23 protein-coding genes, 1 tRNA gene and 2 pseudogenes are annotated in these 26164 nt (G+C 39.4%); 9 read left to right on the top strand and 17 right to left on the bottom strand.

The window, feature by feature from the left end:
- Positions 1 to 84 precede the first annotated feature (84 nt).
- Positions 85 to 843, top strand: a complete 759-nt coding sequence (gene hisF / locus AC4CU2_RS01185; RefSeq protein WP_004691571.1) for an imidazole glycerol phosphate synthase subunit HisF — start codon at positions 85 to 87, stop codon at positions 841 to 843.
- A 74-nt stretch (positions 844 to 917) separates the two neighbouring features.
- The gene (locus tag AC4CU2_RS01180; protein WP_438330940.1) at positions 918 to 1379 is read left to right on the top strand and encodes a hypothetical protein; all 462 of its coding nucleotides are present in this window, start codon (positions 918 to 920) and stop codon (positions 1377 to 1379) included.
- A 343-nt stretch (positions 1380 to 1722) separates the two neighbouring features.
- Here the strand turns inward: AC4CU2_RS01180 and AC4CU2_RS01175 are convergent, their stop codons facing one another.
- Positions 1723 to 2361, bottom strand: coding sequence for a hypothetical protein (locus tag AC4CU2_RS01175; protein ID WP_005401394.1), 639 nt, complete (start codon positions 2359 to 2361; stop codon positions 1723 to 1725).
- Between the two features lie 110 nt (positions 2362 to 2471).
- On the opposite strand from AC4CU2_RS01175, the gene AC4CU2_RS01170 reads away from it, so the two are divergent.
- Together AC4CU2_RS01170 and AC4CU2_RS01165 are read left to right on the top strand one after the other, a co-directional pair.
- Positions 2472 to 3473: an AraC family transcriptional regulator gene (locus AC4CU2_RS01170; RefSeq protein WP_218288604.1), complete on the top strand. Its 1002-nt coding sequence runs from the start codon at positions 2472 to 2474 to the stop codon at positions 3471 to 3473.
- 131 nt (positions 3474 to 3604) lie between these two features.
- Positions 3605 to 3778 (top strand): annotated as a pseudogene (locus tag AC4CU2_RS01165) (aquaporin); the annotation flags it as partial.
- Positions 3779 to 3869: 91 nt separating this feature from the next.
- Here AC4CU2_RS01165 and AC4CU2_RS01160 read toward each other — a convergent pair.
- Positions 3870 to 4115, bottom strand: coding sequence for a hypothetical protein (locus tag AC4CU2_RS01160; protein ID WP_005006328.1), 246 nt, complete (start codon positions 4113 to 4115; stop codon positions 3870 to 3872).
- A gap of 76 nt (positions 4116 to 4191) precedes the next feature.
- Positions 4192 to 5280 (bottom strand): DNA/RNA non-specific endonuclease, encoded by a 1089-nt coding sequence (locus AC4CU2_RS01155; protein ID WP_490769194.1) that lies wholly within the window; start codon positions 5278 to 5280, stop codon positions 4192 to 4194.
- 257 nt (positions 5281 to 5537) lie between these two features.
- On the opposite strand from AC4CU2_RS01155, the gene AC4CU2_RS01150 reads away from it, so the two are divergent.
- Entirely contained in the window at positions 5538 to 6146 is a 609-nt protein-coding gene (locus AC4CU2_RS01150) for a hypothetical protein (RefSeq protein ID WP_438330938.1), read from the top strand.
- A 61-nt stretch (positions 6147 to 6207) separates the two neighbouring features.
- Here the strand turns inward: AC4CU2_RS01150 and AC4CU2_RS01145 are convergent, their stop codons facing one another.
- Positions 6208 to 8085, bottom strand: a complete 1878-nt coding sequence (locus tag AC4CU2_RS01145; RefSeq protein WP_176538388.1) for a potassium transporter Kup — start codon at positions 8083 to 8085, stop codon at positions 6208 to 6210.
- Positions 8086 to 8206: 121 nt separating this feature from the next.
- Between AC4CU2_RS01145 and AC4CU2_RS01140 the strand changes: the two genes are divergently transcribed.
- The 4 genes from AC4CU2_RS01140 to AC4CU2_RS01125 all read left to right on the top strand — a co-directional run bounded on the left by AC4CU2_RS01140 (position 8207) and on the right by AC4CU2_RS01125 (position 14441).
- Positions 8207 to 8297: transfer RNA gene (locus AC4CU2_RS01140), tRNA-Ser, on the top strand.
- A 180-nt stretch (positions 8298 to 8477) separates the two neighbouring features.
- The gene (locus AC4CU2_RS01135) at positions 8478 to 9638 is read left to right on the top strand and encodes a tyrosine-type recombinase/integrase (RefSeq protein WP_490768170.1); all 1161 of its coding nucleotides are present in this window, start codon (positions 8478 to 8480) and stop codon (positions 9636 to 9638) included.
- Positions 9639 to 9840: 202 nt separating this feature from the next.
- Entirely contained in the window at positions 9841 to 12786 is a 2946-nt protein-coding gene (locus AC4CU2_RS01130) for an ATP-binding protein (protein ID WP_490768169.1), read from the top strand.
- A 2-nt stretch (positions 12787 to 12788) separates the two neighbouring features.
- Positions 12789 to 14441 carry a response regulator receiver domain gene (locus AC4CU2_RS01125; protein ID WP_490768168.1) on the top strand — a complete coding sequence of 551 codons (1653 nt, stop codon included), beginning with the start codon at positions 12789 to 12791 and terminating at the stop codon, positions 14439 to 14441.
- A 7-nt stretch (positions 14442 to 14448) separates the two neighbouring features.
- Here the strand turns inward: AC4CU2_RS01125 and AC4CU2_RS01120 are convergent, their stop codons facing one another.
- The 13 genes and pseudogenes from AC4CU2_RS01120 to AC4CU2_RS01060 form a co-directional block, all read right to left on the bottom strand.
- Positions 14449 to 14988 (bottom strand): IS630 family transposase, encoded by a 540-nt coding sequence (locus AC4CU2_RS01120; RefSeq protein WP_126038012.1) that lies wholly within the window; start codon positions 14986 to 14988, stop codon positions 14449 to 14451.
- On the bottom strand, positions 14984 to 15460 hold the full coding sequence (locus AC4CU2_RS01115; RefSeq protein ID WP_005262470.1) for a helix-turn-helix domain-containing protein: 477 nt from the start codon (positions 15458 to 15460) through the stop codon (positions 14984 to 14986). The genes AC4CU2_RS01120 and AC4CU2_RS01115 overlap by 5 nt, the downstream gene beginning before the upstream one ends.
- Positions 15461 to 15697: 237 nt before the next feature.
- Positions 15698 to 16762, bottom strand: coding sequence for a DNA cytosine methyltransferase (locus tag AC4CU2_RS01110; protein WP_490768167.1), 1065 nt, complete (start codon positions 16760 to 16762; stop codon positions 15698 to 15700).
- A gap of 202 nt (positions 16763 to 16964) precedes the next feature.
- On the bottom strand, positions 16965 to 17783 hold the full coding sequence (locus tag AC4CU2_RS01105; RefSeq protein WP_490768166.1) for an HNH endonuclease: 819 nt from the start codon (positions 17781 to 17783) through the stop codon (positions 16965 to 16967).
- Positions 17784 to 17911: 128 nt separating this feature from the next.
- Positions 17912 to 18139, bottom strand: a complete 228-nt coding sequence (locus AC4CU2_RS01100) for a helix-turn-helix transcriptional regulator (protein WP_490768165.1) — start codon at positions 18137 to 18139, stop codon at positions 17912 to 17914.
- Between the two features lie 96 nt (positions 18140 to 18235).
- Complete coding sequence (locus AC4CU2_RS01095; RefSeq protein ID WP_490769192.1) at positions 18236 to 19177, bottom strand: recombination directionality factor; 942 nt, start codon at positions 19175 to 19177, stop codon at positions 18236 to 18238.
- 130 nt (positions 19178 to 19307) lie between these two features.
- Positions 19308 to 20363 (bottom strand): YqaJ viral recombinase family nuclease, encoded by a 1056-nt coding sequence (locus AC4CU2_RS01090; protein ID WP_490768164.1) that lies wholly within the window; start codon positions 20361 to 20363, stop codon positions 19308 to 19310.
- 121 nt (positions 20364 to 20484) lie between these two features.
- Positions 20485 to 21516, bottom strand: a complete 1032-nt coding sequence (locus tag AC4CU2_RS01085; RefSeq protein ID WP_490768163.1) for a DUF932 domain-containing protein — start codon at positions 21514 to 21516, stop codon at positions 20485 to 20487.
- Positions 21517 to 21757: 241 nt separating this feature from the next.
- Positions 21758 to 22381, bottom strand: a pseudogene (locus AC4CU2_RS01080) (hypothetical protein).
- Between the two features lie 36 nt (positions 22382 to 22417).
- Positions 22418 to 22729 (bottom strand): hypothetical protein, encoded by a 312-nt coding sequence (locus AC4CU2_RS01075; RefSeq protein WP_490768162.1) that lies wholly within the window; start codon positions 22727 to 22729, stop codon positions 22418 to 22420.
- Between the two features lie 4 nt (positions 22730 to 22733).
- Positions 22734 to 23018 (bottom strand): hypothetical protein, encoded by a 285-nt coding sequence (locus tag AC4CU2_RS01070; RefSeq protein ID WP_490768161.1) that lies wholly within the window; start codon positions 23016 to 23018, stop codon positions 22734 to 22736.
- A gap of 708 nt (positions 23019 to 23726) precedes the next feature.
- Positions 23727 to 24899: a GTPase gene (locus tag AC4CU2_RS01065; protein ID WP_490768160.1), complete on the bottom strand. Its 1173-nt coding sequence runs from the start codon at positions 24897 to 24899 to the stop codon at positions 23727 to 23729.
- A gap of 254 nt (positions 24900 to 25153) precedes the next feature.
- Positions 25154 to 26119, bottom strand: coding sequence for a YagK/YfjJ domain-containing protein (locus AC4CU2_RS01060; protein WP_490768159.1), 966 nt, complete (start codon positions 26117 to 26119; stop codon positions 25154 to 25156).
- Positions 26120 to 26164 lie beyond the last annotated feature (45 nt).

Here is a 26164-nt window from a genome sequence, read left to right as displayed (position 1 = left end):
TTGATAGAATACCCGCTCCGACTATTAAGGTGTAGCATCTAAGTCGCGAAGTTTCATAATCGGCTGTTATTTTTGGAAAAAATTATGCTAGCTAAACGTATTATTCCTTGCCTCGACGTAGACAACGGTCGTGTAGTGAAAGGTGTTCAATTCCTTGATATTCGTGATGCAGGTGACCCAGTAGAAGTAGCACGTCGATATAACGAACAAGGTGCTGATGAAATTACCTTCTTAGACATTACTGCAACTTCGAATGGTCGCGACACGACTTATCGTACTGTTGAACGTATGGCTGAAACGGTTTTTGTTCCCTTAACCGTCGGTGGTGGCGTTCGCAAAGTTGAAGACATTCGCCTCTTACTCAATGCTGGCGCGGACAAAGTCAGCATTAACTCAGCAGCGGTGTTTAACCCAGAATTTGTACAAGAAGCATCGCAACGCTTTGGCGCACAGTGTATTGTGGTTGCCATTGACGCGAAAAAAACGGGCGAGAACAAATGGGAAATTTTTACCCATGGTGGCCGTAAACCAACCGGTATTGATGCGATTGAATGGTCCGTGAAAATGGCCGACTTTGGTGCAGGTGAACTGCTGATTACTTCGATGGATGCCGATGGTACCAAAGCAGGTTATGACCTTGAACTGATGCGTCAAATTAATGACCGCGTGACTATTCCAACCATTGCTTCGGGCGGTGTCGGAAACTTACAACACTTGGCCGATGGTATTTTAAAAGGTGGCGCAGACGCTGTACTGGCTGCTTCGATTTTCCACTTTGGACAACACACAATTCCTGAAGCGAAAAAATACCTTGCAGAGCAAGGCATCGAAATGCGTCTATAAACACACCATAGCCGTAAAACCTATGAAAAGAGTGCTTTCGAGTACTCTTTTTATCATTTTAAAGATGAGAAAAAATGTATCACTTAGAACTAATCTTATTTATTTGTGGTCTATTGATCTGTTTTGTTTTCATCCTTTTGATGAAGAAATATGCTGACCGCCCTTTCGGTATGCTGGCTGTATTGCTACTCCTCGGTTTATGCCTGTGTAGCTATATCAGCTTCTGCAAATATCAGTTTAAACAGTATTATGAAAAAGCGCTGATTGCACCTGATCAAATTCGGGCTTGTGGTATTTTTACACAATGGTCAGAGGTCACCCATTACCGACGGCACAATATCAGCACTGAAAAAGTGTTTTACTTTCAGAGTGATCAAGAAGCTTTTTTATTTAGCAATAGTCCGCGTGCCAGACAAAGCTTCCCTGATCTCAAAAGCTTAAACATCAACGAGCATGTTTGCTTTCAGTTTTCCCCGGACTATACCGATGAAATGGATCGCTATATTTTAACCGACTTTAAAAAGCAGGCGAATTAAAAGGCTCAGTTACGCTGTACTTCGGCACAGCTGAGCTAATGCTAAGTCGGACAGTACTATCGCCACTATTATGCAGCAGATGTTAAAGCTTAGAATGCTCGCTGGCTCTTGACCGCAATTATGCTCTCAATTTTTGAGATAAAAAAAGGGAGTCTTGCGACTCCCTATAAACCTAGAATAACTACAACATTGTCTTGTTAAACTGGAAAATGAAAAATGACGTACTAGTGCTCATGAGATGATTTCACCTCATCAACAGCTTTACTATAGAATGTTCAAATGACGAAATATTGACAATACATACCAATATTATTGACATATCACGACAAAAATACCTATTCAGTTATCCTGCAACCGTTTCCGTCGTCTGCGCTGAGTTCAGTGGAATCGCTTCAGGTGCCTTAACCCATTTTGCAGGGAAAACCTGATTGACCCACTGGGTGAGCTTATCCGACACCACTTGAGGTAAAGCAATACCCAACGGATTTTGCTCTTGCAAATCCAACGAGGAAATGACCCGCGTTCCTAAAATATAATCAAACCATGGCTTGGTCACACACCAGTTGGCATCCTGATTGGAGTTCATATGATGGTCATAATGCCAAGGAATCTTACGCATTGCCCAGTCTGGCTCTAAGTGCGCACGGCGGTGGATGTAGTAATAATTTCCTGCACTGTACAACACAGACAACGTCATGCCTTTGGAGACAGGATAAAATAAGGTCCCAAACACACCCGCCACGACTGCGAGTGATACGATTTCATTTTTGGTACGCCAGTTGCTCCAACCTTCAACATAACCATGATCGTGAAACGTGGTTTTCCGCACTTCTCGGTGATGCTCCCAATGCGATTTCATGCTGTCAGGCACAGGGCTATAACGTGGCTTTCCAGCACGGTGTGTTCCATGCAAAATATATTTATGTGCAACCCACTCAAACGCATTGGCAACCACTAGTCCTGCGACAAAACCCTTCCACATGGCAAATTCCTCCTATATTCAGATTGAATATAATGGGGAAACTATGCTAAATATTGACCCTAGCATTCAAATTCATTGACAAATTACGACAAGAACAATAGAGCCAATAAATGCAACATTTCAAAGATTACACAGGTTCTGTCTACGGTGGACTGGGACATTTACTCTATGCCTATTGCCAAGCCGTGGGCTATCCAATTTCTGAACAGCTTGAAAAAGCACAGAACTTAGAACGTTTTGATTATGCCCTGTGGTTAGAGTTACTGAATGATCTTGACAGCCATCTGCACATCCCTGCGCTCGGACTCGAGATTGCAAAGTATGTACAGCCCAAGCATTTAGGCATTTTAGGCTATATTGCGCTGTCCTGCGAAAATTTAGGCGAGGCGCTCACCCGTTATCATGACTTTCACCGCCTCATTTATGATGGCAGTTCACTATATGTTGCAATTGAAGGTGAAAATCTATGCTTTGGTTGGGTGGAGATGCCGATTGAACTCACTACACAACTCAGCAATGAAGTGGCAATGGCGCTGATCATTCAGTTTATGAAACACTTTGTCGCCCATGATGACATCCAGCTCAGCGAGGTTCATTTTACTCATCCTGCACCGAAAAATACGGCACTGTATGAGCAGTACTTTAATTGTAAAGTCCGCTTTTCCCAAAGCCGCCCGATGATGATGATTCCTCTCAGCGAATTATCCATGCCCTTTCAGCAAGGTGATCAAACCCTGCAAAAATTGCTCTTACAGCAAGCTGAAGCCTTACTGGAAAAACTTCCCAACTCTACTCACATCGACCAGCGCTTACAGCATGCGATTTTAACGGGGCTACAAAAAAACCAATATCAAATTGAACATATTGCTCGGCAGCTGAACTTTTCAGTCCGACAGCTGCAACGTTACTTACAACAACAAGGCACGACCTACCAACAGCGGATGCAAGAAGTTCGACGTATTTTGGCGGAGCAATACTTAAAAGATCCACACCTCAGCTTACAGGAAATTGCACTGTTGCTGAGTTACTCTGAACAAAGTGCTTTTCAACGTGCCTTTAAACACTGGACACAAGTCACACCTCAACAGTGGCGTATTCAGCATTTTCACTAAAATCTGACCTGTTTAATCCACGTCATCAGGATGTCATGCTTTTTTTGTTAAATTGATTGAAAAACGAGTATTTTCTCGTTAGATATAAAGTTCTATGCGAATAAAACATCAATAACTACAAAAAGCGCATTATGAATAAATATCTTGCTGAATTCATCGGAACGTTTTGGTTGGTCTTCGGAGGCTGTGGCAGTGCCATTTTTGCAGCAGCTTTTCCCGAGTTGCGCATCGGCTTTCTTGGCGTTGCACTTGCCTTTGATTTAACCGTTTTAACGGGTGCCTTTGCACTTAGACATATCTCTGGCGAGGATTAATTTTTTCTCTCCCCATTAATAACAAAGCCCATAATCTATGGGCTTTTCTTATTGTTCCACATGGAACATAGATAGGCTTATGTTATAAAAATGGATTGTCAATTTCACCCGACTGCGGATGTTCAATTTTCTCAGGAAGCTGAGCTTCACTTTCAAGCTGTTGCACAATGGCATTCAGATACGCCTGCAATGCTTTGGCCGCAGCTAGGCCAGCTTGGTCTTTGGTGAGTTGTAAATTGCCATAAATACTGACGCAGTCCGTGTCATTTTCAAGGGTCAAATCATGGATGGCATGGGACTCGTTACCTTGTACAAAAGGTTTAAACATTTTATTTTTACTCTTGTTTGTTTTTCAGGCATTGTACACTGCAGTCGAATGTCTATACATCCAACTGCATAGAACTTTAACGTAACAGCTGCAAAATATATTGCAATAAGGCGTCGACCAATTGTTTAACAATCGCATCTTGATCCGCCGCATCAATACCCGTGCCCTTTGTTACGGTGCTACCACTACTCGACTGAGTAGAGCCCGATTTAAAGTTTTTTTGTAAGGCTTTGAGCTGCTCGGATGAAACCTCTTCTGCACACTGACTTTCCGCATCCCAATGTGAGTATTGAATTGCACTATTGGCTTTTACCGCCGTTGCTGTCAACGGTAGTTTATAAGTATTACGTTTTTGCTCTTCTGTCAGTTGCGGAAATAAATTCACACCCAGCTGCTCTTCCAAATAGCAGACACTGACAATTCTTACCTGCTGTGAATTATCATTCGGTGCGTAATAAGCGCCGATTGCACCTGTTTTTGGCATATAGACCGCTTTATAAACCGCACTCGGAACAATCACTCCCTGACCAATGGTCTTGAGCTTTTTGCCCTGAAATATAGGCCCAGTTACCACAAAAACATCCAGCTTTTGCTTGGTCACAAGCGCCCGTGTGGCTTCTTCCAATTCACGCCACACTTGCTGATTATTTTTAGGGGCCTGTGGCACCATATTGGCCAAAGAAAAACTGTCGAATTGTGCGGCTTTGTTGGGCATATCAGCATTCGGTGCCATATGTCCACGGTCATAGCCTGAACCACGGTAGTCCGACAATGTCGCTCGATGTTCGGTTGCAACATTATTTTCTTCGTGAAAACTATCTTCACGTGGAATTTTTTGGCTCAGGCGCTGTGGCGTCAGGGCCTCTGCAACCCAGAGAGGTGTTTTCGAAACGCCCGAATACATCACATTAAAACCGTTAAAGCACAGTGCATAGCTGTGTTTACTTAAACTTTCTTTGAGTAAATAAGGTGGAATTTCCCGATAAAATTGTTCTAAACAGGCTGAATTTGAGCTTGGGCTTAAAGACACGTATTGCTGAATTTTTTCTTGACCAAAGGCAATCGCAAAACTTCCCGTTGCCACCAATCCTAAAATCACTTTCAGGCCATTTTGATTAAACATGTTAAAGACTGACTTACCTGAACTACTTTTCTTCTTCGCCATCACAACTACAATAAACATCGGTTTTTCACGAGCTTAACAATCAGCGTATACGAAGTATATCGCTCGAGTTCTATTCGCATAACAATTAAACAAAACGCCATATTTAGATGATTTTGCATGTAACAAAATGTCTTTTTTGTAGAGTTTTTCTACGGCAACGTGATGCGATTGCGTATCTTTGATTGCTGTCGTTTCAAAAAATATGCCAAGGTAAAAAAGAATCGAACGAAATAATACATGCAATTTACGGAGTTCTTATGCATTCTAAGATTTTAGCTTCTCTTGGTTTAATCGGCACAGTGATAAGTGCTTCAGCCTTCGCCGAGCCACCTATCCAACCGGGTGACACCTTAGAAAGTCTCTCTCAAGCCAAAGTCACGACTACTGTTAATGGCCAACCGGGTTCTATTCAAGAACTCGTAAGCTCAGGGCAAATTAAATTGCTTGATCCAAATGCAGCAGCTATCAGCCCAGCGGGCCAAGGTGTACCCAATGACCAAGCAGTGATGCCAACAGCACCACAGAGTGAAGCTCCTGTTCAACAGGCCGCACCTAATACCACAGCGCAACAACAAGTCGCTGCGACTCCAACAGAGCAACATCCGCTGGTACCAAATGCAGAACTCTCAGCACAACAAGCTGAAGCGGCGTTAAATGATGCTGTCGCACCCACGGCAAATGCAGACATGAATGCTGCCCCAGCTGCTGCACCTCAATTAGATTCATCAGCAGAGGCACCCGTCAATGCGGTTGAGCCTGATTCACTGCCATCACCTGATGCCTCTGCACAGGCACTTCCTGACGCTTCAGCAGAACAGCCTGTCCAAGCGATGCCTGAGGCACCTATAAATGACCCAATGAACTAAGACTTCACTGATTTATCCTCCAAAAAAAACCAGCATATATGCTGGTTTTTTTATTGATGTTTTAAATCTCGATCTGACTACCGAGCTCAACCACACGGTTAGGTGGAATCTGATAGAAGTCACTCACAGGACTGGTATTCCTTTGCATTGAGATAAAGAGCTTTTCACGCCACGGCGCCATACCATCACCCACGGTACTGATAATCCGTTCACGCGATACAAAGAAGCTGATCTGCATTAAGTTATATTCCAATTCAATCGCTTGATACACCGCTTCAAGCGCTTGAGGAATGTTCATTTCATCTTTAAAGCCATAGTACAATTCAAGACGATAGAAATGCTGATTCATGGTTTCGACATGGAAGCGGTTGGACTCTTCCACATAAGGAACATCTTGAATTTTAACAGTCAGAATAATGTTCTTTTGATGCAGTACTTTATTGTGCTTCATATTGTGCAACATGGCATGTGGCACAACGGTCGGCGTTCCTGTTAAAAAGACCGCCTCGCCTTCAACCCAATTGGCTTGATCACCAATACTTTGTACAAATAAATCGAGTGGTAGCGTATCTTGCTGAAGCTTGGCAAAGGTTAACTCGCGACCTTGTTTCCATGTCATTAATAACATGAATGCGATACCGCCAATCAGCAATGGAACCCAACCGCCCGATAATACTTTAAGTGAGGTCGCGCTCACCAAGACCAAATCTAAAACAAGGAATGGAATAATCAGCAGCACCAATTTTGGCATGCTCCATTTCCATGTATAACGAATAAATACCGCAATCAATAAGGTGTCACATAGCATGGTCATGGTGACCGCTAGACCATAGGCATGCGAAAGCTGTGAGCTGGTTTGGAAGATTAAAATTAAGACAATAATTGATGCCAACAATATCCAGTTCAGTAAAGGTACATAAATCTGCCCCTGTTCCGAGTCTGAAGTATGCTTCACATTTAAACGTGGTAAATAACCCAATTGAATGGCCTGACGCGCTAAAGAGAAGACCCCTGAAATTACGGCCTGTGAAGCAATAACGGCGGCCATAGTGGCCAAGAAGATCATTGGGTACAAGCCCCACTCTGGCACCAACAGGTAAAATGGATTTTCAATCGCAGTCGGATCACGCAAGAGCAATGCACCTTGCCCTGCATAATTAAGCAGTAAACACGGCAAAACCACAATAAACCAAGCCAAACGAATCGGCACAGGACCAAAATGGCCCATATCTGCGTACAGGGCTTCGCCACCTGTGACGGTCAACACTACCGCACCCATAATGAAAAAGGCCATTAAAGGGTTGGTCACGATAAACTGAAATGCCCAATGTGGGCTCAGCATGCCCAAAACCAAAGGCGTTTGAATAATGCTCGAGATCCCAAGAAGACCGAGAGAGAAGAACCACAATAAGGTCAGTGGGCCAAAGAACTTACCGACAAAGGCTGTCCCATACTTTTGCATGACAAATACAGCAGTGACGATGCTAATCGCAATTGGCACAATATAAGGATCCAGTGCATCGGTTGCGATGGATAAGCCTTCTACGGCAGACAAGACTGAAATGGCTGGGGTGATGATCCCATCCCCAAAAAATAGTGACGCCCCAATAAAGCCAATCGAAATTAACAGTAATTTTTTCCGATGGCTAAAATTGGTATTGCGCAAGTTCAGTGCAAGCAAAGCCATAATCCCACCTTCACCATTGTTATCTGCACGCATGACAATTGCAGAATATTTAATGGTAATGACCATGGTCATGGTCCAGAAGATAATGGACAAAATACCCAATACGTTTGCAGGGGTGATGCCCAAGCCATGTGCAGCGTGAAAGGATTCTTTCAATGCATAGAGTGGACTGGTTCCAATATCCCCAAACACGACCCCTAATGCTGCCAAGGTCATCGCAGGCAAGGCGGCTTTTTTTGCAGTACTTTGCATAAGCTTGTCTTCAATTATCGACACTATTTTTGCGAATCATATCATTGAGCTAAAACTTTTGCTCGAATTCAATTGTTTCACCTTGTCGATGGCTATGTTTTTCGATATTATCCTCCGCCATGGTGAAGTGTCCGAGTGGCTGAAGGAGCACGCCTGGAAAGTGTGTAAACGTTTATAGCGTTTCGAGGGTTCGAATCCCTCTTTCACCGCCAAATTTAACTCTTATGAAGTCCCATAAGGTCTAAAAAAGCTTAAATCTAAAGGGTTTAAGCTTTTTTTACGTCTTATACAATCTACTTGATCTATTGCAAGCTTGATGCAATTGGGGGTATAACTAGGGGTATAATATTTTACCCCTAAAATTATACCCCCAATTCTGCGGAATTATTGCCATGCTTACAGATGCTCAAGTCAGAAAAATAAAACCTTCAGAAAAGAAAACTAAATACTCTGATGAAAAAGGCATGTATCTAGAGGTCACTCCTTCTGGAGGAATGCATTGGCGAATGAAGTTTCGTTTGAATGGAAAAGAGAATATCTTCAGTATTGGTACATACCCTGAAACTACGCTTGCACAGGCTCGCCGTGCTAGAGATGAAGCACGATTAAAGCTTAAAGATGGGATTAATCCCAATAAAGAGAAAAAGCAAAAGAAACAACAAGCCGATGAAAGCATTCTTTTCAAAGCGCTTGCTATGGAGTGGATGGAGGATCGTAAAACTGTTATTAAAGAAGGTACATATTTACGTGACCTATCTGTATTTGAAAAAGACCTGTTCCCTGCTTTAGGTAATATACCTATTGATCAAATTAAAGGAAAAGATGTCCTTGCTTGTGCTAAGCAAATTGAAGCACGTGGTGCTCAGGAGATGGCTAAACGCTCTATTCCTTTAGCTGGGCGTATTTTTCGTTATGCGATCCGTAAAGGACTCATTGAGAACGACCCTACAACCCACCTTCAAGAAGCTCTCAAGCCACGTAAAGTAAAACATATGGCTCGCCTAGATATTTCTGAGTTTCCGCCTTTCTTAGAACGGATGGATCGTTATCACGGCAATATCTTGGTTAAGACAGCTTTACAGTTTATGACTCTAACATTTGTAAGAACTGCCGAGCTCATTAACATGGAATGGAATGAGATTGATTTTGATAATCATTTATGGAGAATTCCAGCTTATAAGATGAAAATGGCGTTACCACATATTGTTCCTTTATCTAGGCAGGCTATTGAATTACTCGAAGGGTTACAGCCCATTACTGGTAATAAGCAATTTGTTTTTTATAACTACAGTACAGCTAAGCCTTTGAGCAACAATGCTCTGTTAAGTGCGATTCGCACCATGGGATATACGGGAAGAATGACTGGTCATGGTTTCCGTGGACTTGCATCTACTACACTACATGAGCAAGGCTATATGCATGATGCAATTGAAATACAGTTAGCACATACTGTCGGAAATGCCGTCTCTCAAGCCTACAACCATGCACAACATTTAGAATATAGAACTAAGATGATGCAGGAATGGTCAGACTTTATTGATAGTTTGAGATAGAAAATTGTTCCTTCCTGTAAGAGGGAAATGTTGCAGGCTTAATTAAATAGCATATCGCTTAGTTTATGCAGCCAAATTAAACTAAATATTTTAAATAGCTATCTTATAGTTTTAATTATGTAATTCAGTTATCATTCTGGACTGCAAACATATATTTTTTATAAAATTAATTAAATTTATACTAAAAGTATTAAGAGGTCCCATGTCTGTAAAATCTTTTAACTTTAGAGCAAGGGCCCGGACAATTGAACATTTAGGAAAGGGGCAAATTGCAGACTGCCCTACTGCTGTCAGTGAACTTTGGAAAAATGCATACGATGCTTACGCAAGAGATGTTGCCTTATATACCGTAGATGCAAATTATCCTTGCGGCGTATTGATAGATAACGGCTGTGGTATGTCGCCCGAGCAAATTATTGATAATTGGCTGATCGTTGGCACGGAATCTAAAAGTAAGAAAAAAGCATTACGTGAAGAAGACAGATTTGGTATATCAATTCGCCAAACACAAGGAGAAAAAGGAATTGGTCGGCTCTCAGCAGCATTTCTAGCAAACGTTACTTTCCTTGTAACTAAAAAAATAAATGGTTCTTTTACTTCACTTCTAGTTGATTGGAGATTATTCGAAAACCCTTATCTTTCCTTTGAAGATATTAGTATTCCATTCTTAGAATTCGATACGATCGATGAAATCGCTATTGCTTTCGATTTATTGAAAGAAGAACTTATCAAAAATGTTCAATTTGAAGATAAAGACTCTATTAAACAAAGAGCATGGGGCCGTTTTTCTGAAGATGAACTAGAAGAAAATAATTCAAATAATGTTATTACCACACAAAATCAAATTCTCAATTTTTGTCTAAACTCAGTCTTGGATGAAAAAGCAATTATACCTTGGAAAGAAATACTTAATAAGGTTGCTGATAAAGATGGTGAGCAACATGGTACAGCTTTATTCCTACTAGATTTACGACGAGATTTGACATTACTTACCAATCAAGGCGACTTAGCGCGAGATAATCAAGAGCTTGATGCTCTTCAAACATTTCTTGTAGATACATTAAGAGCTTTTACCAATCCTTATGTCGAAAAGGATGAAAATTTTTCTTATGGTATCTATAGATTAAAAAGTCTTGAACAACCTAAAACTATATTAAGTGAATCCGATGTATTCAATATGCAAGATTTTGAAACACTTGAGCATAAAATAGTCGGAGAATTTGATAATAAAGGCTGGTTTAAAGGAAATGTTATTGCATTTGGTCAAGATAAAGGCGAAATATCAATACCGCCTAATATTGATATCAACTCTAGAACAGGTGTCGGTAGTTTTAAACTGCAAATGGGCTCTTTTGAGTATAGTACACAATTATCTTCTCTTGATATTAACGAAATTGATGTCCTCGATACAAAAGCACGAAAGTACTCTGGACTATTAATATTTAGAGATAATTTACGTGTACTACCTTATGGTCGAGTAGATAATGATTTTTTCAGAATTGAAGAACGCAGATCCTTTCATGCAGGCAGATATTACTGGTCTAACCGTAGGATTTTCGGATATATCGGCATTTCTCATGAGAGGAATAAGGAATTAAAGGACAAATCGGGTCGTGAAGGATTCATTAGTAATTCAGCCTCTCGTGAATTAAAAACTTTAGTCACTGATGTATTAATTACATTGGCAGATCGCTATTTTGGTTCTAAATCTGAACAACGCCAAGAGTTACTTCAGGAAAAGAAAAATAAAGAGCTTAGAAAAGATGCTCAAACACAAGCTCGAAAGGCATCACAGAAGAGCTTTAAAGAGGCTTTAAAAGATCAAACACCAAAATTAGATAATTCTTTATCATTAGCTAAAAATCTTAAAAATAGTTTAGAAAATGTGGATAGACTAAGTGCCGATGAACTACAACATATTGATCAGCAACTCTCAAAACTTGAAGTTACCCGGACTGAAATTAAAACGCCTACTAAACCACCTAAATTAGGTATTTATGAAGAACGCTATAGAGAGTATAGAGATAAATATAATGAATTCTCAGCTTATGTTATTCAGTTAAAAACTGTTATTAACAAGATGGAATCTGAACTAAATAAACTGGCTCCACAACAAACAGCTAAGAAGCTGTTTGACAAAAATCAAGCTGTACTCAACTCCAAATTGAATAAATATCTATCTGCCATTGAAGATAAAATTGATGTAATTCATTCAATTTGGAAAAAAGATATTAGTGAAGATAGAAGCTCATACTACAGTCAAGCAATCAATATTGTTGAAAGTGTTGAGGACTCCTCTCATTTAGAAAATGCCTTAAACAATCTAGATATTGTTTATTTGGAATTAGTAGAAACTTATACCTTTAAGTATGATGCGATTTTAAAAACATTAGAAAAAATATCTGAAGGGATTAATTTAGATTCAGCATTCTCAATAGCTGAAGAAGAACGATCAGATATTGAAGAAAAGATGCGCACGATCAATGCAGTCGCACAGCTTGGAATAAGTGTAGAAATTTTATCTCATGAACTTGAAGAGATAGACTCGTTAGTAACTCGTGGACTAAATTCATTACCAAGTGAGGTCAAAGCACATCCTGGTTACCAATTAGCGTACAACTCTCATAAAGCACTCACAAGCCAAATTCGCTTCCTTTCCCCATTAAAAATTTCTGGCTATCAAGCTCGTCAGACTATTACAGGGAAAAATATCGAAGCCCATATTAATCAGTTCTATGGTGATCGTTTCGAAAGACAACGAATTAACTTTGAAGTAACTGAAGCTTTTAGATCGTTAAAAATTAGTGATCTTCCCTCACGTATCTATCCTGTATTCATTAATTTGATTAACAATGCGATGTATTGGGTTTCACTAGTTGAAAGCAGAAAAATTAAAATTGATTTAATTGATGATCTCGTTGTGATTGCAAATTCAGGGCCAAGAGTTGATGAAGATGATATTCAAAGGCTATTTGATCTTTTCTATACAAAACGAGCGAATGGACGTGGTGTGGGACTGTACTTATGTCGTGAGAACTTAGCTGTAGCACATCACAAAATTTGGTATGCCGAACAACTTAATGATGACCCTTTCATATTCGAAGAGGGCGCTAACTTTATTATTAAATTTAATGGATTGGAGAAATAATTGTGACTGTTGCAGTGGACTATAATAGCCTAGTTACTCAGACATTCTGCGACAATGCTATACGCAGTGTTATGATGATTGATGATGAGTTTTTATCATATCCCGCTTTACTTGAGAGGTTAAAGAATAATAATACTACATCTGATAAGATAATTGAAAACTCCTCAAGAGCTTCTGAATTAGAAAAATTTTTTCAATCAAAAAATATCTTGTGCGATATAGATAACTCAGCTGAACATGCACAATGGGATAAAATTCGGAAGTCTGATCTTATAATTATCGATTATCACCTTGAAAATGATAGTCCTAAAAAAACCTTAGAAATTCTAAATGATTTACAAACCTCACAGCATATGAATTTAGCTGTGGTCTACACAAATGAACCTTTAGAAACGGTTTGGAAACAGATTGCTTCATCTCTCGTGAAAAAATATAAAACATCCGACGTTCTATTAGAACTAGAAATAGATGAATTAGATGAGATTTGGGGAAAAATAATATTAGATGATACTTATAAGCTTTCAAACGATGAAATTTCCGAGTATTTAAATACCGAGCTCCCTCCTAAACGTATCTTGAATATAGTTAATGCGAACGAAGAACTACTCTCAATTTCCTCTACAATTCAAGAAAAATACGATAATCCAAACGATGATTACCATCTTTTAGATAATCTTTCGACTTTAATATGCAATTATCAACTCGAACAAATATCAAATGAATTCGGTATTAATCCTATAATCGAATCTGGTAAATTTATATCCAATAAAAATGGAAATAAATGGATTAAAATCAATAATATTTTTATCTGCTTAGTAAATAAAGTTGATAGTTGCACTAGAACAGAAACTTCCCCTCATAAAATTTGGGATACTCTGACCGAGTCTCTTATAGAATGGAAGCCTACGTATTACCAGTTAATGCAATCAGAAATCCAAAATTTTATTGAATCAAATGCTTTTGCTTTTAGTACTATTCATGATAATGAAATCCTTTCGCAGGCGGCCTGGTTAAATGAAATTTTAAAATCCAATGAGTCTACTCAACGTGAAAAAATATTGTCGGTATTTAGAAATCTATCTGAGGATCTTTTATTTAAATTTAAAAATGATAATAATTTAAATACATATATTAATAATATTATTCTATATTATAAAGAAAAAAATAGAGTGTTTTCTGGCCCCATACAAAATAAAAGTCTTATATTTTGTGCAGAAGAAATGAATTTAAAAAATGATCGAGATACATTTTTGAATATGTATCATGCTCTAAATATGCATGCATCATCAAAAAATTATGAGGAAAAATTTATCTCGACTGGAACTGTATTTTTAGATAAAACTCACAATAAATGGTATTTATGTGTATCTGCAGCTTGCGATATGGTTCCAAACCAAGGTAATGATCCTCATCATATCAGATTGACTCCACATAGAATTATTAAGGTACTCGAGCTTTTTAAAGTTACTAAAATAAAAGAAGCCTTAAAATATGCAACCACTTCTAATTATGTCTATATTTTAGATCAAAATGAGCCTCTATATTTATCAATATTAGATAGTCAAAATAATCGAAAATTACCTAGTCTTGATTACATTCTACTCAAAGATCATAAAGAGACAATTACAGACAGCCCAAATATTATCAGTGCTTAAGTATCAACTAAAAAGTAAACATGTATTCATTACCAAAACCCTTTGAAATCTGCCCAACCCAACGCTCTATTTGATCTGCCTTCATTACCTTAAAATCCCGCCAGTTATACTTCATCTGCTTCCAAACCATCTCAATTCTATTCAGCTCAGGACTATACGCAGGTAGAAAATACAAAGTCGTTGAATATTCTTGTACAAGAAGCTTGCGCCAATCTACCATCTGTTTGCTGCGATGAATCGAGGCATTGTCAACAATCAACACCAAAGGAACTTGATAGCTGCGTTTCACCTGTGCTGCTACACCCATCAAATAGGCATAAAACCAGCGACTGTTAACGGACTCCTGTAGGCAACTGGTGATCAGATGACCCGTTGACAGGAGACAACCCATCACATTAACTCGCTTTAGTCTTACAGCATCAACCGCATGAACATCGCCTATCTTTGTCCATGCATAACGGTTATCTGGCGTAGCCGAAAATCCTGTTTCGTCGACATAGCCCAATACAATTTCACCACGTGCCGCTTGCTCACGTAATGCTTCAATTTGCTGTTGCGCTTGTCCAAATGCGGTCGGGTCTCTTTTTTTTCAAGCTGTGGCGGGTGCGTTTGAAGACCATGCCTGAATCTCGCAAAAACTTGCGAATAGTTTCAACAGACACGGACACACCGTGTTTTTCATGCAGTTTGACTCGGATTTGTTCTGCATTGAGTGGGCTTGTGTTGACCCACTCTAAGATTTGAGCCTGATAGTTTGATGTCAGTGTATTGGGACGGCCTGAGCGATGACCTTCTTGAATCGATTCAAACTGATGTAGCTCCCAATGTCGGCGTTGTAGCCTTATGGTTTCTGGGATACGCTCTTGTAACGCAGCAACTTCGGCAACAGTTTTACCTTCGGAAAGCCAGAGAATAGTTTGGGCACGTTGTCTTTCACGCCAATGTGCTGCATGCTTGGTCAGGAGAATTAGTTGTGCACGCTGTTCTAAGCTGAGTGGGACGGTAACAATCCGTGGCATGTGCAAACATCGTTTAACCAAAAATGTCTTTTCGCATGTTTAGTTATTTTTGTCAACTTATTTAATTGATAAAGATTCGGACTCGTATACTCCTAATTTTAAAATAATTGAAATTAAAATCAAATCACAACTACGCTCAGGTTATGCAGAACGATTCCAAGCTGTGGCAGCACAGTATACTGCCAGAATAGGAGTAGATTATTTCAATGAAACAATTCTATAAGAACAATTTAGTCACTAATCCTTTTTAGTTTTCTTCATGTGTATGTAATGCTGTTGAATGGCTAAACCAAACTGTTTAGCCATTTCACATGGCACAGCATTTCCAATCTGTCTGGAAGCTTCAGCAATACTCCCTTTGAATTTAAAATGTATTGGAAATGTCTGTAATCTAGAAGCTTCTCTTACACTAATCGCTCGATGTTGATTCGTATCTGGATGCCCAAAACGACCATTAGAGTAACTATAACAACGTGTTGTTAAAGTTGGAGCTGGTTTATCCCAACTCATACGACCGTACACATCCATGTGTCCTGAGTGAGTCTTATGACAATTATTAATCAAATGCTCAGGCCAGTTACGTCGATCACCACCTTCAAGTGTATATTGAATCCTCTCTAAATTACGTTCACTCAGTGGTGGACATCTATGCCATGGATCATCAGGATGTGTTTCTCCAGCTTTTATTTTAGGAAAATCACCAATAAAATCACGAACTGTTGTTATAGGTAAAAGCCCTTTACCATGAGTTTTGGGTGGAATAGTTATTTCACCAATTTTGCTAGCCAAAAGAACAAAACGCTTTCTTCTCTGAGGAACACCGTACTCCTCAGACCTAGCTATAAATTCAACAAAGTTATAACCCTGATTATTCAAAAATTCTATAAAACGTTTATACGGCCCTTCTTTATCTTTATCAATCTTTTGCAGACCTGGAACGTTTTCCACAAAAATATAATCTGGCTTTAATTCAACAATAAAACGATGCGTTTCATCCAAAAGCGTTCTCCGGACATCATCTTCACTTTTCGCTTTATTTTGAGTTGAAAATGGCTGACAAGGAGCGCATGCCACAAGCACTAATGGATCATTTTTTTTATTTTTTACACTAAACGCGCTAGCTAATTCTTTTTCATCAAGTTTTCTTATATCCGTATTATAAAATAGCGCTTTGGGAAAGTTAGCTTGAAATGTTTCTGCAGCTTTGGCATCAAAATCTAAACCTATGGCAATATCAAATCCAGCTTGACGTAATCCTACACTAACCCCCCCACAACCAGAAAAAAAATCTATTACTTTCAAAACATTACCCAAAAATATTTTCTGATGCCCAATTTTTAAGTATAACAAAATTTAGGAATTTACGTAAGTAAAACCTGTTTTTTTACAGCATAGTCTTCATAAGAAAATCTTAAATTAACACACTGAATTAACTTTAAAGTTAACATAGAGGCTCGATTTTATAGAACTTATGGCATATGCCAAGTTTTAGGTCCATATCTGCTTATTTCTGTAATTCCATAAAACGATCATGATGTTGTTTTAACAAGTCCATGTCTATTCCAAATCTAATTGGAGGCGTAATTGCTTGCCCTTCTACTTCTAATAGCCCAATACTCAATCGAGTAGTTTCAGCAATTTTTCTAAGCTTTGGGGATAGTCGCACTTCTAATTGATCATTTAAAGTCAGTAAATGTCTATCAAATGCACGATCATACAGAGCTGAAAGACAAAGACCATTATGTGGACTTAATCGTTTATCAGGTGCTTGAACCCAACTTACAATATGACTAGCAATTAATAAGCGTGGCTCAGCCAATCCACTAATACAGCATCGCTCCTCAAAATTACTAAGTATGGTTGATCTAAAGAAATTTTGACGAATACGTTGACTTATTGTGACTTGACGCTCTTCTCCATAGTAGTTTTTGTTAGTCTCTGCTAATTCCAATTGGGGTAATATGATATCAAGTGACTCATCAACTCCCATTATTTGTTTCAAAATAACTTCTGCATCATTTGTTAAAAATTCTAGTTTATTATTGTAGAACTCCCAAATTTCTTTATCCCGAGCTGACGTATTTCCCATACCTTTACGGCCACTTGCAATTATTATAGGGTCAAGACTTGCAAAATTCACTAATTTCATTGCTAAAGCATTAGCATTTCGATTAATTATTTCTGACCATTTAATAATTAACGGATTCCTAGCATGTAGACGCCCAAACGGTAATTGATAATACCAAAATAGTGCTAATACCGTTTGCTCCCGACTCCACACTCCTTGTGAGGGTAAAAGTGTATTTTTATTCTGCAACAACATGAAAAATTCCAGCATAAATAGATTTAATAATTTTCTAAATATAACTTCAAAAAATAAGATGAGTGGTCATAACTCAAAACTAATTTCATCATTATAAATGAAAAAAAAGGGAGCTATCGCTCCCACACTTATCGATTTTGTATCTTAGTTTCAAGCCATTGATGAACTTCCAAAGCCACCCAGCCAATACGTGATTCACTTAAGCGAACTGGCTTAGGAAAAGTTGGATCATAGTACTTTGAATCCACTTTTATCATTTCATAAATTTTTGCTCGACTAATACTTGTAAACTCAATTACCTCACTAATATTAATAATTTGATTCATTTGAAAAGTTTGACCTGTGAACGCATTCATGATGTTGACTCCTGATCATTGATGCGAGCGGTGATTCGCTCAGATAATAAGGCAGTCCAATAAAATTTTACTGAGTCCAATCTCGTCCACTCCGATCTAATTCACAGCCCGTACATTCTGCTGTAAGCCTTGCTGAATATCCTGCACAAAACCCTCACACTGATTCGGCTTAGGCTTTGCTCTAGCTCTAGCTTTGGTTTCAGCTTGAACTTGTTCAACTTCAGTCTCTTGATTTTCATCACTATAAAACTCCTCCACCAAATCCAAACCCTCTTCTGAATTCACTTCAAACCTTGCATTACCATAACCCTGCCGCGCCATTTGATCTAAAGCATGTTGATTAAATCCTGAAGCTTTGCTTTGTTGGTCAATGTCTTTTGCTGTTTGAATGGCTTGTTGAAGGTTGATGCCATCTCTGAGCGTTAAATCGACGTAATACACAGGTGTACGATAGCTTTGCGTCGTGGACTTGCCTCTCAAGGTCAATTGCATTGGTAGGCATGAAAGTAAACCATTTGATGCTGCATGGTAATAAGACAATCGTGCAGCCAAAGTTCTGATACTGTTAAAGCCCGTGGTTCTAAAGATGAATGTGCCCAGTTCATCCGACTCATCCAAATTGACATGCAAGCGTCCATAAGGTTTACAGTGACCACCTTGTGCCAAAGGACAGAGATCAGGTGAAAGACATGGGTGTTGTTCAATCCCTTGATTGGTCATTCGCTGACATGTTTCTCCATTACCTACACAGATCGGTCGTCCCGTTTGACGATCAAATAAATTGTACTCTGCGCGTAAATTCAGTTCAGGATCATTGAAGATCATCCGCACTGGTATGGTTCTAAGTTTTTGGTTTTGCGCTTTGGCTCGAAGTTGCTCATCCAATGGATGTTTAATCCAGCCTTCTTTACCTTGAATTTGACTGGTAATGGTGAACTGGTCATCCTTTTCGGGCAATCGTTTACCATTCTTTTCTACCACTTTACCGATACTGATTCGCCCTAGAATAGGCGGTGTGATTGCTAGACCTTTGATCATCATGATTTCCTCTTCTGTTAAATGAGTTTCTGTATTTGCTTAAAATGAAATTGGTATAAAAAATCCCATGCGTTGAGGCATAGGATTTGGGTTTATGGTGGTTGGATATTTTGCTTAGGCTAAATTAACTTCAATCATCATTGGTATAGATGTTGAAACGTCGTGAACCTTGTTTGCTTTGTGGAAATTGACTCAGATATTCAGGGTGCTGTTTCAGTAAAGCCTTACTGTCTAAGCTGATCGAGTCTTTAGCCTTTTTCCACGTCACTGAACCTGTCGTAAACACAGCCCGTTCGGCATCTTGCATCTTGGCTTGTAGCTGATGTTTGAGGAGATCGAACTTCTCTTGATGCTTGTCAATTTGACTTCGAGCTTGAAGCAATTGCTCAAACTGTTGACTGGCTTGTTCGTCTTCAGATAAATCTGTGGTGCTGAGTGGTACATGTTCAGGATATAAAAGTTGCAGGGCTTTGGCTGCCGATTCACTGGCATCGGCTTCAGGCGGGGTATCATTCTCTACGCATTCCCAGAAGTAACGCTCCGCATCGATGATGTGTTGAATCACTGATTCTGAACGGGTCACTTTAAAGATGCGGGTTTCATGTCCACAGATCAATACGCAGATATGCGCAGCTTTCTTACCTGTCACTGCCAATTGATGTTGCACCTGACACAGCACGTATAAAGGCACACCATCTCGCCAGAGGTTGGCACCATATTCCCCTGCTGTTTTACATTCAAGAATTTGGACATCGGCATCACCCACCACCGAATAATCCAAGTTGGCCAACATGAAATGCTTATCAGGTTCAGGGTGTTGTAATACGGCATTGACCCGTCGGACTTTGTAGTTGGTGTGCATGCTGTAGTATTCAGCGACTAAGGGTTCAAGCTGCTTACCCCAGTACAAAGGTGCATGTCCCTCGCTTTCATCTTCAATGTTTTGTTGAATCCGTCCTGTTTTAATCATCCACAGTTCCAGCATCGACATATAGGGATTGAGTCCACAGGCTGCGGCACAGTCACTACTACCTATACCTTGCCGACGTACTTCTAACCACTCGGCTTGGCTAAGTTTCTTGGTATCCACAAAGCGTTTGGCAGTAAACAATTTGGGACGATTGGCATGGATATGAACCATTGGATTCGGTGTTACGTTCAGCGGGGTGTTCAGTGCTGTATTCATGATGATTTCCTATTTTGTAAATTTCGGGCATAAAAAAGCCACATCCGAAGATGTGGCTGTGAGGTATCTAAAGTTGTATTGGTTAATTGGTTGTTGAATTGGTTAGCTTAAGCATTTGAACTCAGGCAATCATCCTTAAAGCCTGTTCTAGTCCGCGTTGCTTTAAGCCTGCTCCTGCACCAAACCAAGCAGAATCGAGTCGATGATCCTGACTCATGGCACGACGTTCATGGTCAGCAAATTCTGTGATCGAGCACAGTAAGCCATAGGCGGTGTCTTTGGCTGAGCTGAGTTCAGCACCTCTTCCATGCCCATTAAACATGGTCATGACTTTAGACATGGCTCGTCCATTCGGTTCGGTTTTTGTGGAATCTGCTTGGCTGGCAACATTACGATAAAACTGAATAATGCTGTCATCCTGATCCGCAATACTCAGACTGGTATTGTTAAACACAGCATCGAAATAAGCAGCCGCTTCTTGCTGTGTGACTTTACGTTGACTGAGTTGTTTCATTTCATACATGTGATCTTCCCATGCACGGACGGATATACCGAGTTGCTGTTTAATTTTCTCGGCATCAAACTTGGTACTGTGTGGTACTTTGACCACGCCTGCACTTGAACTTTGTCCTTTCAGGGCGATGGCTAGGGTGTTGTTACACACCACTCTAATACTGGTGAATTGTGCTGTAGTCGCTAAAGTTCCATCACATGCAGTGGCTAAGAGAATATAGCCATTGCTGACATCGTTGCCTTTTAAGGCAGAGGTCTGCCCAGTTTTGGCTAATGCCCAGAACTTCTTCCCACCTTTCAGAACTCCTGCGGTTTCTAATTCAAAGCCTGATTGTTCGGTCAGGTCTTTGTAGAAATGTAGAATCTCTTTAGGTTGCACTTCCTGATAGCGCTGACTGACCACAGATAAAGGTGCATGCGTATCGGAACGATATAAAACACGCTGTTCTTCATAGGGCATGATGATACTTTGTCCTCGTTCATTTTGTGCCATATAACTAACATTGGAGGATTCAATGCGCCAGTCCATGCCTGCCTGCTGTGCCCAGACTTCAATCGGTTGATTTTGCGTGAGTTGGTTGCCTAAACCATGCCAAGGGGTTGCACCGACATAAGCCATTTGTTCGAGTTGATGTGCCATGCGTTTTGTCCTTATAAACAAAAAGGCTGCTGAACCCCATCCCTTGATTGGAATGAAGTCCAGCAGCCTGATTCGGATTTGTCTTGTGAATTTGCTTATTAAGCCTTATGTAATTGACTCAAAAAACTCATTCAGTGTATTGATTCATCTTTATGTTATATAAGTGAAATTTCTTTCAATCCACGCAAAAGCCTCAAACATCTAGCCCGTGGCCCATGCACCTGAAGATATAGTCTTCACCTTATTGCGCTGTCATCACAATTTCACGCCCATCCTTCAATACCGCGACCACCTCTCTGACATTCCGCGGATCGCAATTTAGGAAGAAGCGCATAGTTTTACCGTACAGAATGGGATTGGCACCATCACGATAATCTGCTTTACAGTTACCACGGTTCACCACTACTCGATCCAGAGTAATGCTGTCAGAGAGCGAGATTAAATGTAGATAGGCTGTTTCCACCACGTTGTTCGGTCCAAAGACCTGATTCTTGATTTCAATACGGTATTGCATCGAAGCACCGCCTTGATCGGATGGCGCTTGTTGTTCATCCTTCTCGGCTTCTTGTCTATTCAAGGTTTCCCATTCATCCCAGCCTTTGGCAATAAACTCTCGTATTTCATCAACAGGCGTCACTTCCAAATTACTTAAGTAAAAGCCTGCTGTAGCTGCTGTTTCTTCACTCGGTGATTTTTCTAAAGCTTCTAAATCCTGTATTTCTTTTTCCGTCAGTTTTTCAGCTTTGACAGCAGCTTTCGTTTCTTCAGTTTTAGCAACTGGATTTTGTGCTTGTGCGGCTTCTGGCTACTTTTCACAACCGACTGTTAACATGGCAATGGTTGCCAGCATCATGATCTTTTTCATCTTTCCCCTTCTCCCCTCTATGCTTAGGCATTCACATCAATGTGCTGGTCTATCCATGCATTGTTGGTAGTATTTATCTTTAAAGACTTGTTTGGCTTTTTCGAAAGTCGCTGTACCGCCTCGACCATATTCAAAGGCATCATGAATAATCGGTCTGAGTTGTTCTCTCAGCTCATCGTTATCGCCTGCAAGCATATAAGTCGCTTCGGCAAAGCCACCATAGGTCAAGCGAGCCTGCATCACGGTTTCAGCCACATTCGCTTCTTCCTGACAAGCTTTCTCTTGTTTGGAGGTACATCCTGCAAGCAAAGCAACGGCAGTGATGAAAAGTAATTTTTTATTTAGCATGTTCCTATCCTCTGCATTTGCCTACGGTATAGCCTCTGGCAAAGTCCAAACGACGTCTGTCTTCATCATTGGTGATCGGGACTGTAAAGAATGGCTTGCCGTATTGTTCACGAATGCTGTCATAGCGACAGCTACAGGCTTCTTCACTTTCCACTGCGGTTTTAATGGCAGCATTTGGATACATGCATTGTTCGATATAGGCTTTACGGTCTTTGCTATCCGTAGATGAACAGGCAGATAAAATAGGTAAAAGGAATACAGCAAACATGCAGAATGTTTGAATTTTCATAAAGTTCCCCTCTGGTATTGTTCTGTATTGAAATCAAAATTTAAGACACAACGACGCATGCTCCCTAGCGAGGAGATGTGCGGATATGAATAAAATGAGACGAATAAATCCCATCAACTGCTTGATGAAAAGTCAGCTGTTTGAAATAGAATTCAGTACAGTAAAGGGATGATTTGAATGACCATGATGGACTCCTATATGCATTAGAAGTTCTACCAAATCACTGTCAATTGATTATGGTGGCAGAACGAAAAGGGGTTGACAGACTGGGCATATAGAACCAGCACGCGCGAACGCGTCCCCCTCCCGTTCTACCGCAAAGGGGGACGAGAAGGTTTCGCACAAGACTTATACTCAGGAAGAATACAAGTACCTGATACGCTATACGCTTGGTCTGTCAAAACCAACTGACAATGTAGGTCAGCATGCTAAGAATAATAGTGGGGGGGATTGAAGTCAATTCAGATGGTTATGGATATGGCTTATTTTGTATTTCTATATTTTTATAAGTCACTTACAAGACCATACAATTCCATTTCTAACTTTAAGCCCTGCTCTCAAAATTTTAGAAAATTATTTAAATAATAGGAGTAGAACGTGACTAAGCATAAAAAGCCATTCTAGAGTTGAACACCCTAGAATAGCTTTAATTAAGTTAAGATATAGCTATTAATCTTCGGTAGTCGAGTGGAACAAAATCATTCTTTTTTAATATTGTTCACCAATATAAAGTTTAAGAGCAAGGATAGCTTTTTCTTCTGATTCATTAATTAACTTTTCAGCATAATAACTCGTCATTTTATATCCAATCCCTGCGGCAATCGCCTGCCCCACTAAAGGCACCCACGAACTAAAACTTTTAGAAGCCTGTGCTACAGCCAATTTAGGCAAGATCTGTTTAATTCCAGCCTCCGTAGCATATTGAGCTAACCATTTACTAATTCCCTGAATCGTTCCATGAAGTTTACCGCTCTCTTCACTTTTTTTAATATAGTCAGCAATACTTGAATCAACTAGGCCATAACTTTTTAGAACTGTTTGAGTTAACTTAACCAAAAGACCGACATCAAATGCAACATTGACACCCAGCACTGGGTTTAAGCCATTCGCTGCCGATAGATACGCATATCTTTTAGCAACTTCAGTTATCGTTTCTCGCTTCGCTTTAATGGCTTCCTCGCTATATGCTGCGGACTCACTAATAAATTTTCCCTTTTTTATATTGGGTAAATTTTCAGAAATGTCTTTTATTAATCGAGCAGTATCAAAATGTGTAATCTGTTTAGGCTTAGATGACACTAAATAAATTTTAGAGATATCAGAAACATTCGTATTATGAATCATATCGTTTAATACCATTTCTATAACTTCATCTCTAGAAAGGTCATTATCTTCAGCGCCATCTCGTAAAGCATCATCCATCTTTGTACGTACTAAAAAAATAGGCTTTTTAAGTTCATTCGTAACGTAATTAAAGAGCTTAATATCAGCTTCATAAAAACGGTTTGCTGTCACTAAAACAATGGCATCAAATTCAGATAATTTCATGTCATCGACGTAAGATTCAAAAGGAAAGTTAGCTGTACCACAACCTGGCAAATCAACTAAAATAATTCCATTCTCTGTCTTATATTCTTTTGGCTCCATTGTTGTTTCAACAAAGCCTACAGGAGCGATTTTCGATCCTGCGATTGCATTGATTAAAGAGGATTTACCTGATCCACTTTGACCTGTAACAGCAATTTTGACTTCTGTATTTTCCCACAAATCTACTTGAGCTTTAATATTATTAAGTACATCCTCAATAGAGCTTTCTTTTGCCGAAGAATTATTAAACATCTTATCGTTAATAACGTCTTGTAAAGTTTCAAAAATACCCACTTAAAATTCCTCTATTTATGAGTTATAAAGTCATGTGATTATCAATTAATCAAACTAGAAAAAGAAGATCGTACGAATACTTAACGACATATTTTGTCGTACAAATTATCTTCATTAAACTCAATAAATCTTACAAAAAATTCTTTTACAAATAACAGCCATATGCTGCCTTTAGGAATTGGGGCAAGCATTCCCCCCAATTCATCAGAATACAAAAAATAGCCTTTTGACTCATAATGTATAAGTCAATAATTTTAACTTAATCTACTTTTAATCCCTCTACGCTTGGTATTTTCAAACTCTCCATGCCCAAAAGTTTGCATATCTTTTATGGCTTTTACTCGAAGACGTTGTATGTCCTTTTCAGGCAAGGTCAAGTAATTAATCACCGAGACTAAACGCTCCCAATCACCCTCTTTATCCCTTGTAACCATCCCTAGACCAATTTCACAACCTGCCATCCGTAACTTATGAATGTACTCCTTACTATGAGGATTAAAATAGCAACCATGTCCTTGAGTAATCTCTTGCCATTTCTGCCCTATACGCTGCGCATAATAAGAGCCTCTCTGTACTTTCGTACCATCATAAATGAGTAGCAGATGGGCATGATACCCACCATTATTTTCCGTTGATTGTTCCAACGCCCAAGCATACCCATGCATATCTTGAAAACAGGTATCTTTATTCGATAACCGATTCCGCATTTTTTCAAAATGCTTATAGAATTGCTCAATATTGATCTGACTCTTTGAATCATTTTTATACGCGAGATCTACTCTGACTATCAGCAACTTAGAGTAATGATGGAAAAGCTTACCAATATAATCGTTTAAGCTCTCTGTGTTGTTTTTTTCTTGCTGAGCAAATTGGTTCAACTCATCATGGATTCGACGCTTAGATGCAATAATTTGTTTTTCAAATTCCTTCAACTGTTCTAGTTTAAGCTGAAGCACAAAATCATAATTATCTGCATTAGGGTTACAAAAAGGGTCGTAAGGCATTGAATCTATTTCTAGCTTTAATGCCACAAAAACAGCGTTGTAATCACTATAGTGATGATCCACATCATAGATATGTTCAAACTGCTCTAATAGCGCCTTCAAGACGGGTTTAAATGATTCTTCAAAACCGTTTACCAGAATATCAGCAATAAAGTTCTCTGCTGCAATAAGAGTCGCTGGTTCAGAAAGATGATTAAATGAAGGGATGGATGTCATGGTGTCTCCAAAAAGTATTTTTCACCATGTCATCAGTCAGTTGAG

The organism is Acinetobacter sp. 797_lipA (genome assembly GCF_058243025.1).
The sequence above is the reverse complement of the archived record's forward strand: the minus strand, read 5'-3'. Positions and strand labels throughout refer to the sequence as shown.

What these genes read in the sequence shown, in the direction of transcription:
- AC4CU2_RS01100 (WP_490768165.1), bottom strand. Translation starts at nt 18,139, where the DNA reads ATGAATGCGTTCACAGGTCAAACTTTTCAAATGAATCAAATTATTAAT.
- AC4CU2_RS01105 (WP_490768166.1), bottom strand. Translation starts at nt 17,783, where the DNA reads ATGTTGTTGCAGAATAAAAATACACTTTTACCCTCACAAGGAGTGTGG.
- AC4CU2_RS01150 (WP_438330938.1), top strand. Translation starts at nt 5,538, where the DNA reads ATGCATTCTAAGATTTTAGCTTCTCTTGGTTTAATCGGCACAGTGATA.
- AC4CU2_RS01135 (WP_490768170.1), top strand. Translation starts at nt 8,478, where the DNA reads ATGCTTACAGATGCTCAAGTCAGAAAAATAAAACCTTCAGAAAAGAAA.
- AC4CU2_RS01090 (WP_490768164.1), bottom strand. Translation starts at nt 20,363, where the DNA reads ATGAATACAGCACTGAACACCCCGCTGAACGTAACACCGAATCCAATG.
- AC4CU2_RS01085 (WP_490768163.1), bottom strand. Translation starts at nt 21,516, where the DNA reads ATGGCACATCAACTCGAACAAATGGCTTATGTCGGTGCAACCCCTTGG.
- AC4CU2_RS01060 (WP_490768159.1), bottom strand. Translation starts at nt 26,119, where the DNA reads ATGACATCCATCCCTTCATTTAATCATCTTTCTGAACCAGCGACTCTT.
- AC4CU2_RS01115 (WP_005262470.1), bottom strand. Translation starts at nt 15,460, where the DNA reads ATGCCACGGATTGTTACCGTCCCACTCAGCTTAGAACAGCGTGCACAA.
- AC4CU2_RS01170 (WP_218288604.1), top strand. Translation starts at nt 2,472, where the DNA reads ATGCAACATTTCAAAGATTACACAGGTTCTGTCTACGGTGGACTGGGA.
- AC4CU2_RS01130 (WP_490768169.1), top strand. Translation starts at nt 9,841, where the DNA reads ATGTCTGTAAAATCTTTTAACTTTAGAGCAAGGGCCCGGACAATTGAA.
- AC4CU2_RS01095 (WP_490769192.1), bottom strand. Translation starts at nt 19,177, where the DNA reads ATGATCAAAGGTCTAGCAATCACACCGCCTATTCTAGGGCGAATCAGT.
- AC4CU2_RS01160 (WP_005006328.1), bottom strand. Translation starts at nt 4,115, where the DNA reads ATGTTTAAACCTTTTGTACAAGGTAACGAGTCCCATGCCATCCATGAT.
- AC4CU2_RS01070 (WP_490768161.1), bottom strand. Translation starts at nt 23,018, where the DNA reads ATGAAAATTCAAACATTCTGCATGTTTGCTGTATTCCTTTTACCTATT.
- AC4CU2_RS01075 (WP_490768162.1), bottom strand. Translation starts at nt 22,729, where the DNA reads ATGCTAAATAAAAAATTACTTTTCATCACTGCCGTTGCTTTGCTTGCA.
- hisF (WP_004691571.1), top strand. Translation starts at nt 85, where the DNA reads ATGCTAGCTAAACGTATTATTCCTTGCCTCGACGTAGACAACGGTCGT.
- AC4CU2_RS01180 (WP_438330940.1), top strand. Translation starts at nt 918, where the DNA reads ATGTATCACTTAGAACTAATCTTATTTATTTGTGGTCTATTGATCTGT.
- AC4CU2_RS01155 (WP_490769194.1), bottom strand. Translation starts at nt 5,280, where the DNA reads ATGGCGAAGAAGAAAAGTAGTTCAGGTAAGTCAGTCTTTAACATGTTT.
- AC4CU2_RS01145 (WP_176538388.1), bottom strand. Translation starts at nt 8,085, where the DNA reads ATGCAAAGTACTGCAAAAAAAGCCGCCTTGCCTGCGATGACCTTGGCA.
- AC4CU2_RS01175 (WP_005401394.1), bottom strand. Translation starts at nt 2,361, where the DNA reads ATGTGGAAGGGTTTTGTCGCAGGACTAGTGGTTGCCAATGCGTTTGAG.